This is a genomic window from Chitinophaga sp., assembly GCF_039596135.1.
Classification (GTDB): Bacteria; Bacteroidota; Bacteroidia; order Chitinophagales; family Chitinophagaceae; genus Chitinophaga.
This window is the reverse complement of record NZ_JBCNKH010000001.1, coordinates 100,158-112,999: the sequence shown is the minus strand read 5'-3', so window position 1 is coordinate 112,999 and position 12,842 is coordinate 100,158. Positions and strand designations below refer to the sequence as shown.

Below are 12,842 nucleotides of genomic sequence, written 5' to 3'. Positions count from 1 at the left end.
GAACACATGTCAAATACAACATATACAGACGCGGGTCAGGACGTTCACGTAGCAGATAGCTCTACCAAGACCATCTGGAAAACGTTTTGGATTTTATTGATTATCACGATTGTTGAAATCACGCTGGCGTTGATTCACCTGAATACAGGTTTCCCTCCAAAGCTGCTGGTAAACTCTATCTTCATTGGTCTGACCATTGTGAAGGCGTTCTTCATCGTAGCTGAGTTCATGCACCTTGGTCATGAAATTAAGAACCTGATCATGACTATCATGATGCCATTGCTGCTGTTTATCTGGTTTATCATCGCTTTCCTGGCTGATGGTGATTCATGGAAGAACATGCGCAAGAACCTGGCTCCTGGTACTGCAAAGCCTGTTGAGAAAGTGCAGGTGATTCATGAAGAGGGAGGACATCACGAATAAGTTGTTACATTTATACTGTTACGCTTTACATTGTCCCCAGCGATGCGGATATTGTAAAGCGTAATTTTTTGTTCACACTTAATACCATACGCCATCACACAGAAAGGACTTTTAGGATTAGTACTCGCCGTGCTGTTGCCATTGGTGGGCTACCTGATAGTAGATCACTATCGGGAAGATGCAGTACCACTCCCCCGCCATTATATTGCGGAGCGTGTAGATACTGTGATGAAAGATGGGAAGAAAACGTATGATACAGTGTACCATACGGTAAAGGATTTTACATTTACCAACCAGATGGGTCAGCAGGTATCATTGCATGACGTGCCGAACAAGATGGTGCTGGTAAATTTCTTTTTTACTTCCTGTCCCAGCATTTGCCCTAAGATGATGGCAAACCTGGAAAAGCTGCAAAAGGCGTATATCAAGAGCGATACTTTACTGCAACTAATGTCGCTGACAGTAGACCCGGAAAGAGATTCGTCTGAGACACTGCGCCAATATGGTTTAAAACGCAACATTAATCCTGATAACTGGTGGTTGCTGACTGGTAGTAAGAAGGATATTTATGATCTGGCCCGGCATGAATTTTTTGTGAGTGTAACAGAGGGAGATGGCGGACCGGATGATTTTATTCATACAGAGAAACTGATCTTACTGGACAAGGATCGTCAGATCAGGGGCTATTATGATGGAACAGACAGTAATGTTGTTCGTCAGGTCGCAAATGATATCGCTGTATTGCACCTGGAGAAGGCAAAACATCGTCCTCCTTTCCTGAAAAGGATTTTGAATCCCGGCACTGAATAAGAAAAATAAAAAAATGAAAAGTAAGCATGAAAGTGAAATGTGTAAGCGCTAAGAATAGCGTTGCCGTTTCACTTTTTGCTTTTAAATATCCTGAGATATGAGTCTTACAAACAAAAATCTAAACCTGCCGATTGCGATTGTTTCAATAGCGATACCGGTAGTAGTGGCGCTCCTGATGTTCCTGCCGCGCCAGCATATGGAAGCGGGGTTTAATGTAACGATATTGCCGTTGTTTCATGCGGCGTTGAATTCAGCTACGGCAGTGTTGTTGTTGGCGAGTCTTTATTTTATCAAAACAAAGCACATTAAAGCACACAAGACTGCGAACCTGATTGCGGTGGCGCTGTCAGCTATTTTCCTGGTATCGTATGTGACATATCATTTCTTTGTGAAGTCTACTATGTATGGGGATGTGAACCATGATTATATTGTAACAGAGGCAGAGAAAGCGGCGGCAGGTGGGTTGAGGTATGTATATTTCTTTATCCTGATTACGCATATTGTGCTGGCTGGGATTATTGTTCCGCTGGTGTTGTTTACATTGCTGCGTGGGTTTCAGAATGATTTTGAGAAGCATAAGAAGATTGCGAGGGTTACATGGCCGATTTGGTTTTATGTGGCAGTGACAGGGGTGGTTGTGTATGTAATGATTTCGCCTTATTATTGATTTGCTTCTACGAAGCCCCCCTTTCTTACATCTTATGCCGAAGGCATACGCAATTATTAGTAAATTAGCAGCATGAAAAAGATTGGACAAATAGCAATATTCCTCCTTGCCCTGACCACCCAAACCATGGCACAATGCTCTCTTTGTACCAAGACAGCACAACAACTGGGAGAAGGACCTGCCAAGGGACTAAATGCAGGAATTTTAATGCTGGCAGTAACGCCACTCATCATCATTTCCCTGCTCGGTATCCGTTATTACAGAAATAACAGGCAACAAGCGCAATAACTATTACAAATCATAATAAGCAAAGGGCTGATCAGTAATGGTCAGCCCTTTGTGGTTATAGATTTACCTGCAACCTTCCAGTTCGTAAATATGATAACCCTGCTGCTGGATATTCTTTTCCCATGAGGGCACAGTCTCCTGCATATGGCAAAACCTGCAATCGCGGGATGAAATAACGGGAGCAGAAAGTGAGCGGGATTTGAGGTAAGCATTACCGAAAGTGAGGACGCTTTCGTAATTAGTATCAACGGAGACAATAATGTCAAAATGCATATAGCCTCCTTCCCGGCGTTTTACATAGGTGTCAAAGATAGCAACTTCCATGATAAGGCATTAATAATCAATAACAGTAATCTAGGTGAGACAAAAGTAGGGATGGCTATAAAGGACATGAAATTTTTAACTTGCTATTGACGAAAGATTACTCAAATAAGTGATGCCGCCATTCTCGATATAATAATTTTATTATTAGACTATAATAAATGAGGAATTAATTTGATCTTAAAGAAGCACTCATTTTTGTTAACTAATCATTAACATAACCGGAAGTTAAGAATGTGAAAAATATTGGCCTGATCGGAGAAAACGGTACAGGTTAAAGTCTCCTTTTTCAAGTTCTGCCTTGATTTGCAGGAATAGCTCCTGCCTGTTAAACGCCCGCATGCGCTGGCGCTGAATAAGCAGCCAGGCTTTTTCAGTCAGCAGTTGAGCATGTTTTTCAGGATGTTGGGTCAATTGCTGTTGATGATGGTCGATGGCTGCTAATAGCCCGGTTAGCCCTTCATGGGTAGTAGCGACTGTTTTTAAAACAGCTGTTTCCTGTACACGGCTATGTGCCAGTGTGCGCAGGTTTTTTACAAATGCATCCGCATTATCCCTGTCGGCTTTGTTCACCACAAAAATGTCGGCGATCTCCATCAGCCCTGCTTTCATCGTTTGTATTTCATCCCCCGCTTCCGGCACGACCACTACCACCGTAGTTGTAGCAATCCCTGCTATTTCCACTTCACTCTGCCCTACTCCCACCGTTTCAATAAAGAGATAATCGAAACCAGCGGCTTTCATCAGGTCGCTGACTTCAATGATCCTTGGGCTCAAACCGCCCAGGGCTCCCCTGCTTGCCATAGAGCGGATGAATACATTGTCGTTGTTAAAATGCTGGGCCATCCGTATCCTATCCCCCAGCAATGCGCCGTAATTGAACGGGGAACTGGGATCTACCGCGATAATGCCCACTTTCTTTCCCTGTGCCAGCAGCAGTTCGATCAACCCATTCACAAGGGTACTTTTGCCGGCACCCGGAGGGCCGGTAATCCCGATTACCCGGGTATGCTCATTGGCAGGAAGGTCTGCCAACAGCCCTTCGTACCCATTGGCTTCATTTTCCACCAGTGTGATACATCGGGCCAATGCCCTGGGTGAGCCCTGTAACAGGGCTGTCAATAGAGAACGCATCTTCTAAATTACGAATAACGGATTATCTTCGCAGCCAATATAACTATTATATGAAAGTAGCCGGATTCACTTTTGTTCGCAATGCCGTTAAATATGATTATCCTGTATTGGCAGCTATCAGGTCTATCCTGCCACTGTGCGATGAAGTGATTGTAAGTGTAGGAGACTCTGATGATGGTACATTGGAACTCATTCAGTCAATCGATTCTCCTAAAATTAAGATCACACATTCTGTATGGGATGATTCGCTGAAAGAAGGAGGACGTATACTGGCTGTAGAAACAGATAAGGCATTTGCGCATGTGAGCCCCGATGCAGACTGGTGTTTTTATATCCAGGCAGATGAAGTGGTACATGAAAATGATTATGCTACGATAAGGGCTGCTATGGAGAAATATAAAGATGATCCTAAAGTAGAAGGATTATTGTTTGAATATATGCACTTCTTTGGCAGCTACGATTACATTGGAGATTCAAGAGTGTGGTATAAGAATGAAATAAGGGTGATTAGAAATGACAAAAAGATCTCTTCTTACCGCGATGCACAGGGATTCAGAAAAGAAGGTGAGAAATTGCATGTGAAACAGATAGATGCACACATCTATCATTATGGATGGGTAAAGGATCCTGAAGCACAGGCAAGAAAACTGAATAATTCATTCCAGTTGTATCATGGCGGGAACGATGAGAAGATGAAGAAGAGAGTGAATATCCAGGAGTTTGATTACGGTGTGGTGGATAGCCTGGAACTATTTAGGGGCACGCATCCTTCAGTGATGCAGTCACGGATTGAGGAAAAGAACTGGAAGTTTGAGCACGATATCAGCAGGAAGAAGTTTGGTTTTAAAGATAGTATCCTGTATTGGATAGAAAAAAGAACCGGTAAACGACTGTTCGATTATAGAAATTATAAGATAATTTAACAACAAAAACGCTTTTGCCAAAGGCAAAAGCGTTTTTGTTGGAGTGGGCCTATGGCCTGCTTAATAAAGACTTCGATATAATTCAAAATATGCCCTTGCATTAGCATCCCAGCTAAATTGCAGGGCATGTTTTTTTATGGCATCTGCCCGATCATTGCCAGCAAAATGTTCCAGTCCTTTTGCAAATACATCCTGCATGGCATCGGGTGCGAAATCACGGAAGTAATAAGCAACATCCCCTCCTACTTCGGGCAAGCTCGTTTTGTCAGACAAAAATACAGGTTTACCAAAATGCATGGCTTCTACTACAGGTGCACCGAAACCTTCGGCCAGCGAAGGGAACAGGAAGGCCAGACACTGGCTGTAATACCAGTATTTCTCTTCATCGGTAATACCCCCTACCAGTTTCAACCTGTTGCTCACCCCCAATTCTGCAGCTGCCGCTTCAATCTTTTTGACGTAATCTCCCTGTTGCCTGCCGGCAATGATCAACTCATAATCATTCCCTACCAGCAATGCAGGTAGCACATGAAAATTCTTTTTTTGCGTCAGCATGCCAATAGAGAACAGGAAAGGCTTTTGCGGCTTATATGATGGGGTATCAAACCCCGGGAACTGTTTTACTTCAGAGCCCTGGTATACGATCTGACATTTGCTTTCAGGCACCCTGATATGTTCCCTGATTACACTCAGCGTAAACTTTGAGATGGATACTACCACATCCGTTTCATCCACCTGTTTTTGCAACCGTCGCAGGTGATACTGCTTTTGCCAGTTTTTTAGCCGTTGGTCGAACAGGAAGTTCAGATCATGAATTGTTACCACCGTTTTTTTCGCCTGCCTCCTGGGCCAGATGTTCCCTGTCTGGTGTACAGCATGGAATACATCCATCTTTTCAGGAAAGAAGGCATATCTGTCATACCATTTATAAGGGATGGTTTCATATCGCCCGTTAAATTCCTTAAAGGATTCAGGCATATAATACAGCAGTTGTTCATCCTGCTGCTGCAGGTTCAATAGTCGTTGTCCTAATTGTAAACAGAAGGTATAAAGACCGTTGTGTGGATACTTTAATTTCTCGAAATCCAGACCGATGCGGTGCATAAAAAAATGATGATTGAGATTTAGTACAGGCTGCGGTATATATCCAGGTAACCTTTTGCCATATTATCATAGCTAAAACGCGCTGCATATGCCTGAATTGCACTGGCAGGGTTCTTTTGCCGGTAATCGTGCATGCCGTTCCGGAAAACCTCCTGCATACCAGCTGGTTCAAAATCCAGGAAATAGTAACTAAGCGGTCCTCCAACTTCAGGCAAACTTGTTTTGGTAGAGAGGAAGCATGGTTTACCCATGGTCATCGCTTCTATGACGGGAATCCCGAAACCTTCTGCAATAGAGGGGAACAGGAAGCCTTCACAATGGCGAAGGTACCAGTATTTATCAGGATAAGATATAGCACCGGTAATTTTTACCCTGTCGGCAACACCGTGTTCCTGGGCGGTTACCTGGATGCGCTGTTTATAGTGCTCATCCAGGATGGGACCGGCTATGATCAGTTCATAATCATTGCCAACCAGCAGGGCCGGCAGTACATGAAAGTTCTTCTTTGCATTAACCCCGCCAAGGCTGAACAGAAATGGTTTAGCAGGGCGGTAAGCAGGCGCGTCAAAGTCGGGGAAGGCGTCCAGGTGGCCGCCGTTATATACGACGCTGGTTGGTTTATCTTTCAGGTGCAGGTGTGTTTTCACATCGTTCATGACGAATTGCGATATAGTCACAACATGATCTGCCCGATCGATATTTTTCTGGACGGATTTTAGGATAGCTTTGACTTTCCCGGGAGGCTGTTTTTCATGAATGCAGTTCAGGTCATGGATAGTTAAGACCATTTTGGTATTGCCTGCCTGTGGTGTGTACCTGGACGATTGAAAGGTGGTATGCCATACTGCCGGCCTGAAGTAGGTAGGCATCCAGTATTTATGGAGGGAATTCTTTTTGATATAGGTGGCATTCTCTCCAAAATAACCCTGGTACTGTTCCGGAACATAATATACCATTTCCTCATCGGCCGCTTTGTTTTTCAGCAGGGCATGCCCCAGCTGCTTACAGAATTCAAAGAGTCCTGTATTGGCGTATTTCATTTTTTCACAGTCGAGTAAAAGTCGCGGCATATAAGTTTGAATGGTAATTGGGGGTTAAATATATATTCTATAATTTAGAAACCATGACGAATTTCATTCCAATATTTCCGCTAGGTATTGTGGTTTACCCTGAAGAGCAGTTGAACCTGCATATATTTGAGCCGAGATATAAACAGCTTATCCGGGAATGTATTGCTGAGCAGAAACCTTTTGGAATTCCGGCTGTGATTAACAATAAGATAGTAGAGTACGGTACCCTTGTAGATGTGGTAAGGGTGGAAAAGTCTTACGAAAGTGGGGAGCTGGATGTGGTAACCAGGGGGATAAAAGTGTTTCGCATACTGGAAGTGATCAAATCCATTCCTGAGAAGTTATACTCAGGCGCCATTGTCAATTACCCGGAAAATCACTTTACCTCCAACGAGCGTTTACAAAAACAGGTTTTGCAGGCATTAAGAGAGCTGCACCACCTGCTGCAGGTAAACAAAAACTTCGTAAAGGGGGATGATGACCTCCTCTCCTACGACATTGCCCACCATGCAGGTTTGTCCCTGCATGAGGAATATGAGGTGCTGCACCTGTTCCAGGAACTGCAGCGGCTGGAATACCTGAAGCGACACCTGCTAAAAGTCGTGCCTGTCATGGCGGAAATGGAACGGCTAAAGGACCGCGTGAATTTGAATGGGCATTTTAGAAACCTGTCAGCAGGTGATATTTAGGAATTGTATAATTTTGCTGCCCGAAGTACTTATATGAAGAAGATCATTACGCGTTTAGCATTCCTGTGGGTCCTGATGGCCGCCGCATCGTGCGAAAACGATATGGAGGCTGTGATGAGCCTCGATAAAAAAGCAGCCGCTGTAGAAGAAGGGAAGAATATTAACTCCCTGTATAGTCAGGATGGTCATGTAAAGGCCAATCTGACAGCCCCTACTATGCTTCGCCACCTGGCAAACCCTATCTATGTAGAGTTCAATAACGGGCTGAAGGTATTGTTTTACAATGATACCCTGAGCGTAGAGAGCACCCTGACAGCCCGCTATGGCAAATATTTTGAGAATGATGCCAACATTTTTTTGAAAGATCATGTGGTGGTTATCAACAAGAAAGGGGAAAGACTGGACTGCGAAGAGCTGAACTGGGATTCCAAAAAACAACAATTCATTTCCAATACACCTGTGCGGATCAGTACTGAAACAGATACCCTGTATGGTACCGGGTTGATTTCCAACCAGGACTTTACAAACTATACTATCATGCATCCTACTGGTCCATTTGTAGTGCAGGATACTACCATGCTGGACTAAAGATATTCACCTCAACGAGAACGGCCCATCATCGCGTATGCAATGATGGGCCGTTTCGCTTTAACCTATTTTTTAACCTAAAATTTTGTCTTTATAAAAACGCAAGAACCATGCCATTAAGTATGTGGTCACAGCCATGTATTTTATAATATAATGATACTCTGGCATATGTTTATAGAATCATCTTACCGGGAAAATTATAACATTCCATAAATGGCAGGGACATGGTTAAATTATCAGGCGGTACTCTTACCACCATTTTTTATTATCTTAAGGTCTCAATATCATAATATTATGGAACAGATTACGTGGCAGGATTTTGAAAAGGTAGCCATCCGGGTAGGAACCATTATTGAAGTAGCCGATTTCCCCAAGGCGAAAAACCCCGCTTACCAGCTATTAATTGACTTTGGGCCTGAGCTGGGCATAAAACGTTCATCTGCCCAAATCACCAAATTATATAGTGAAGACACCTTAATTGGCAAACAGATAATTGCGGTGGTAAACTTTCCTGTAAAGCAGGTGGCTAACTTCTTCTCTGAATGCCTGGTGCTGGGGGTAGTGGGGAAAGACAAGGAAATAGTGTTGTTGCAACCAGACAGGGCAGTGCAGAATGGCCTGCAAATAGGGTAATGGGCGCGCTGCTTAGTAATTAGAAATAATTACAATTTAAAATTTAATTAATATTATCTTATTTAAGATATATCGACTGACCTCTTCATTCTTACCGTTTTACGAACTATTTTATAACGTTCACGGAAATGGGAAGATAACTCATTTTTGTAGACTATATCTTTGACTTAGGTTTTTCATAGGATATGGTTAAAATTATTACAAGGGCGGTATTCCTACCGCCCTTCTATATTTTAGGCAGGTACTGCCATTAATAGCTCATCTTTTGCATTCACCCCTTAAAAACCGATTTTTCCCTTCAAAAGCCCCTACGTTTAACTTCCTTTTCATTGCGTTCCCAAACAAAAATATAGCATTCACCAGAATGGGTTTTGTACGTATGCAAAATAAGCCCACCTTTGGTATAGGTTTTTCAATAAAGATATGGTTAAAATTTTTCGGGGCTGTAGTCTTGCAGCCCCGTTTCTTTTTTATAACTCTGCCGGAAACGGCTCTTCCAGTAAATAGCGATAGATAAACCTATACATCTCCATATCACTATGCCGCATCTTGATACTGGTTCTCCACCCATGACGTTCTCCCGGATATAGCATAAATTCAAAATGCAGGTTCATGTCTTCCAGCATATTGACGAGCTGGATACTGTTTTGCATGTGCACGTTATCGTCCATGGTGCCATGTACGATCCTGATTAAGCCTTTGTAGCGATCCAGGTAGTGCATAGGTGTGGTGATTTTATATCCCTCCGGATTCTCGGCAGGAGTATCCATATATCTTTCTGTATAGTGGCTATCGTAGAGCTGCCAGTCGGTTACCGCATAGTTCGCCATACCATAGTTAAATACAGATGCGCCATAAGTCAGGGCCATACAGGTCATGTAACCGCCAAAGCTGCCACCGGTGATGCAAACTTTGTTGGTGTCTACATAAGGCTGGGAACGGAGCCATTTGGTGGCATCCATATAATCCTCAATTTCATAGATACCCGTTTTGCGATAGATATAGTTCATTCCCATTTTACCCAGCTGGCCTGAGCTACGGTTGTCAATGACTACCTGTATAATGCCCTTTTCTGCCCACCATTGTGCTGTCAGGTTGCTCGTCCAGCGGTCGTATACGGTACCTGCATTAGGGCCTCCGTAGATACTGATCAGCACAGGGTATTTTTTCCCTTCCTGTATATGAAGCGGCATGGTTACCGTCATTGGCAGTGTCAACCCATCGCGGGTGGTATACGTCATTAATTTGGGCAGCGCCAGGTTGTAATTTGCTAATTGAGGGCCTTTGCTGTCGCCCAGTTCCCGGATTACCTTCCCTTTATTGTCTACCAGCGCCAGGCGGGCAGGTGTGGTGAGGTTGGAGTAGGTGGTAATGAAATAGTCTCCATGTGGGCTTACAGCTGTAGCATGGTAGTATTCTCCGAAGGTGAGGCGGGTGATCGCACCAGTGTTCAGGTTTACCTTATATAAGTCTGTGCGGGTAGCCGCTTCTTTCCTTGCTACGAAGTAGAGTTGTTCCTGTTTTGTATCGAGGGCTACGGAATAGTTCACCGTCCAGTTGCCGGTAGTCAGTTGCTTTTTGAGACTACCGTCGTTATTATACCAATAGAGGTGTGCCCAGCCAGATTTATCACTTTTCAGGATAAAGCCTTTGCCTTTTGCCAGGTTAACCGGTTCTGCTAACCAGTCGATCCAGGTAGATTGCTTTTCATCGTACACTTCCTTTTTAGCGCCGGAGGCCAGGTCTATGTCATAGATTTTCAGGTTATCCTGTCCCCTGTTCATCCATTGTATCCACAGGTGGCCTTCGGGTGTCCAGGAAGGTGTGCCGAAGTACTGGTCTGCCTTTTCGTCAAAAGCTGCCCAGGTGGTAGTACCACCGGCAACGGGTACGATGCCTACTTTCACTTCAGGGTTTTTGTCGCCGGCTTTTGGATAACGGGTGTTTTCCAGGAAGCCATGTTGCCCTTTTTCGCTGTAAATAGGGAATACAGGTACCTGTGAGTCGTCAAAGCGCATATAAGCCAGGTAGCGGCTATCCGGGCTCCACCAGAATGCACGATAGCGGGAGGCGCGGCCCAGGATTTCTTCATAATATACCCAGGAGGCATAGCCATTGTACACCACATCGGAGGCATCGCTGGTATAGCGGGTTTCCTTTTTGGTAGCTATTTCTACACTATAAAGGTCGTTGTGACGGGTAAAGGCCACATACTTTCCATCGGGAGAAAGGGTGGGATTTTTCTCAGTGAGGGTATCGTTCGTGAGCTGTGTGGTGGTACCATCGGCGGCTGTGTAGATAATGTCGTGATTCTGTACAGATACGGAAATACCACCTTCGCTATAGTCGGTAGCAGCACCGGTTTTAACATCTACTTTGTAAGACTTGCCATTGCGCACTTCGATATAATGAGTGTCATCTGCCCAACCGGTTATGTTGGGTAATGGCTGGGAAATGCCGGAAGGCGCATTTTTCCAGATCTGTTCGAAAGTAAGGTCTTTTTTATTCTGGGCGCATAGTGGTGCGGATAAAAGTCCCAGGGCTGCCATGCACCTGGAGAAGTGACGTAATTGCATAGATCGGATTTGTTGTAAATTAAAAATCCGGCCATTAAGAGCCGGATTTTCTTGATATAAGGTAGAAAGAGAAGACTATTGGAGCTTCTCTGGTTTCATTTGCGGGAAGAACAGCACATCCTGGATGGATGGATTGTTTGTCATGATCATGGTCAAACGGTCGATGCCAATACCGATACCGGAGGTTGGCGGCATACCATATTCCAGGGCACGAAGGAAGTCGTAGTCGATGTACATGGCTTCGTCATCCCCTCTTTCCATCAGTTGCACCTGGTCTTCGAAGCGCTGGCGCTGGTCGATAGGATCATTCAGCTCGCTGTAAGCGTTGGCCAGTTCCTTACCGTTTACCATCAGTTCAAAGCGTTCTACCAGACCTGGTTTGCTGCGGTGTTTTTTGGTGAGGGGACTCATTTCCACCGGGTAGTCAATGATGAAGGTAGGCTGTACATAGTTGTGCTCAGCTTTTTCACCAAAGATCTCGTCGATCAGTTTACCCTTACCCATGCTAGGCGCCACGCTGATACCCAGTTGTTTGCAGGTGTCACGCAACTGTGCTTCGTCCATATTGGATATATCGATACCGGTATGTTCCTTAATCGCGTCAAACATGCTGATGCGTTTGAAAGGTGCTTTGAAGTCGATCACCTTCTCTCCTACCTGTACCTGGGTGGTACCGTGCAGGGCGAGGGCGATTTTTTCCAGCAGGGTTTCTGTAGTACGCATCATCCACTCATAGTCTTTGTAAGCGGCGTACATTTCCATTACGGTAAATTCCGGGTTGTGGGTACGGTCCATCCCTTCGTTGCGGAAGTCTTTGGCAAACTCGTACACTCCATCGAAACCACCTACGATCAAGCGTTTCAGGTACAGCTCATTGGCGATACGCATGTATAATGGAATATCCAGTGCATTGTGGTGTGTCTTGAACGGACGTGCAGTAGCGCCACCAGGAATAGGCTGGAGGATCGGTGTTTCTACTTCCAGGTAGCCCAGGTTGTTGTAGAAATCACGGATGGTCTGCATGATCTTCGTACGCTTGATAAAGGTATCCTTTACTGAAGGGTTGATGATCAGGTCTACGTAGCGCTGGCGGTATCTGAATTCAGGATCGGTTACGGCATCGAAGGTTTCACCGTCTTTTTCATTTACAACTGGCAGTACACGCAATGATTTTGCGAGAAAATCGAGTTTGGTAACATGTACAGACAGTTCGCCTGTTTTGGTGACAAAGGCATAGCCTTTCACACCGATGATATCGCCAATATCGAGTATCTTTTTGACCAAGGTATCATACATGGACTTATCCTCGCCATTGCTGATGTCATCGCGGCGTATGTACAGTTGAATATATCCGGTATGGTCCTGCAATCTTATAAAAGCTGCTTTACCCATGTCACGGATCCTCATGATACGGCCTGCAATGCAGAGGTCCTGCAACTGGTCTTTCGTTTCTTCACTATATACCGCTTTAATGTTATCCGCGGTATTGTTTACGGGATATTCTTCCGCTGGATAAGGATTGATGCCCAGTTTTTCCAGTTCCTGCAGTTTCTCCCTGCGTATGATCTCTTGCTCAGATAGTGATGTCATGTAAATACTGAATTACAATAATGGAG

At 44.5% G+C, this 12,842-nt stretch carries 14 protein-coding genes; 8 read left to right on the top strand and 6 right to left on the bottom strand.

All coding sequences use genetic code 11. The annotated features are described in order from the left end of the window. Nucleotides 1–6: 6 nt before the first annotated feature. The 4 genes from ABDW16_RS00495 (at nucleotide 7) to ABDW16_RS00480 (ending at nucleotide 2,188) form a co-directional block, all read left to right on the top strand. Nucleotides 7–423: a cytochrome C oxidase subunit IV family protein gene (locus ABDW16_RS00495; protein ID WP_343667151.1), complete on the top strand. Its 417-nt coding sequence runs from the start codon at nucleotides 7–9 to the stop codon at nucleotides 421–423. Between the two features lie 129 nt (nucleotides 424–552). Further along, the gene (locus ABDW16_RS00490) at nucleotides 553–1,233 is read left to right on the top strand and encodes an SCO family protein (protein ID WP_343667150.1); all 681 of its coding nucleotides are present in this window, start codon (nucleotides 553–555) and stop codon (nucleotides 1,231–1,233) included. Nucleotides 1,234–1,330: 97 nt separating this feature from the next. Beyond that, the gene (locus ABDW16_RS00485; protein ID WP_343667149.1) at nucleotides 1,331–1,900 is read left to right on the top strand and encodes a DUF420 domain-containing protein; all 570 of its coding nucleotides are present in this window, start codon (nucleotides 1,331–1,333) and stop codon (nucleotides 1,898–1,900) included. A gap of 72 nt (nucleotides 1,901–1,972) precedes the next feature. Next, the gene (locus ABDW16_RS00480) at nucleotides 1,973–2,188 is read left to right on the top strand and encodes a hypothetical protein (RefSeq protein WP_343667148.1); all 216 of its coding nucleotides are present in this window, start codon (nucleotides 1,973–1,975) and stop codon (nucleotides 2,186–2,188) included. Nucleotides 2,189–2,251: 63 nt separating this feature from the next. On the opposite strand, the gene ABDW16_RS00475 is transcribed toward ABDW16_RS00480, so the two are convergent. Both ABDW16_RS00475 and meaB read right to left on the bottom strand, forming a co-directional pair. Then, a complete protein-coding gene (locus tag ABDW16_RS00475; RefSeq protein WP_343667147.1) occupies nucleotides 2,252–2,512 on the bottom strand; it encodes a DUF2024 family protein in 261 nt (86 codons plus the stop codon). Nucleotides 2,513–2,737: 225 nt separating this feature from the next. Next, nucleotides 2,738–3,643, bottom strand: a complete 906-nt coding sequence (gene meaB, locus ABDW16_RS00470; RefSeq protein WP_343667146.1) for a methylmalonyl Co-A mutase-associated GTPase MeaB — start codon at nucleotides 3,641–3,643, stop codon at nucleotides 2,738–2,740. Between the two features lie 50 nt (nucleotides 3,644–3,693). Here meaB and ABDW16_RS00465 point away from each other — a divergent pair, with 50 nt between their 5' ends. After that, nucleotides 3,694–4,566 (top strand): glycosyltransferase family 2 protein, encoded by an 873-nt coding sequence (locus ABDW16_RS00465; protein WP_343667145.1) that lies wholly within the window; start codon nucleotides 3,694–3,696, stop codon nucleotides 4,564–4,566. A 60-nt stretch (nucleotides 4,567–4,626) separates the two neighbouring features. Here ABDW16_RS00465 and ABDW16_RS00460 read toward each other — a convergent pair whose 3' ends face one another. Together ABDW16_RS00460 and ABDW16_RS00455 are read right to left on the bottom strand one after the other, a co-directional pair. Beyond that, nucleotides 4,627–5,670: a glycosyltransferase family 1 protein gene (locus tag ABDW16_RS00460; RefSeq protein WP_343667144.1), complete on the bottom strand. Its 1,044-nt coding sequence runs from the start codon at nucleotides 5,668–5,670 to the stop codon at nucleotides 4,627–4,629. A 20-nt stretch (nucleotides 5,671–5,690) separates the two neighbouring features. Further along, nucleotides 5,691–6,710 (bottom strand): glycosyltransferase family 1 protein, encoded by a 1,020-nt coding sequence (locus ABDW16_RS00455; protein ID WP_343667143.1) that lies wholly within the window; start codon nucleotides 6,708–6,710, stop codon nucleotides 5,691–5,693. An 83-nt stretch (nucleotides 6,711–6,793) separates the two neighbouring features. Here ABDW16_RS00455 and ABDW16_RS00450 point away from each other — a divergent pair, with 83 nt between their 5' ends. The 3 genes from ABDW16_RS00450 (at nucleotide 6,794) to ABDW16_RS00440 (ending at nucleotide 8,650) form a co-directional block, all read left to right on the top strand. Continuing rightward, a complete protein-coding gene (locus ABDW16_RS00450) occupies nucleotides 6,794–7,429 on the top strand; it encodes an LON peptidase substrate-binding domain-containing protein (protein WP_343667142.1) in 636 nt (211 codons plus the stop codon). Between the two features lie 33 nt (nucleotides 7,430–7,462). Continuing rightward, on the top strand, nucleotides 7,463–8,017 hold the full coding sequence (gene lptC / locus ABDW16_RS00445; protein WP_343667141.1) for an LPS export ABC transporter periplasmic protein LptC: 555 nt from the start codon (nucleotides 7,463–7,465) through the stop codon (nucleotides 8,015–8,017). A gap of 294 nt (nucleotides 8,018–8,311) precedes the next feature. Then, the gene (locus ABDW16_RS00440; RefSeq protein ID WP_343667140.1) at nucleotides 8,312–8,650 is read left to right on the top strand and encodes a tRNA-binding protein; all 339 of its coding nucleotides are present in this window, start codon (nucleotides 8,312–8,314) and stop codon (nucleotides 8,648–8,650) included. Nucleotides 8,651–9,120: 470 nt separating this feature from the next. Here ABDW16_RS00440 and ABDW16_RS00435 read toward each other — a convergent pair whose 3' ends face one another. After that, a complete protein-coding gene (locus ABDW16_RS00435) occupies nucleotides 9,121–11,226 on the bottom strand; it encodes a S9 family peptidase (protein WP_343667139.1) in 2,106 nt (701 codons plus the stop codon). Nucleotides 11,227–11,301: 75 nt separating this feature from the next. Continuing rightward, entirely contained in the window at nucleotides 11,302–12,816 is a 1,515-nt protein-coding gene (gene lysS, locus ABDW16_RS00430; protein ID WP_343667138.1) for a lysine--tRNA ligase, read from the bottom strand. Nucleotides 12,817–12,842: the final 26 nt, after the last annotated feature.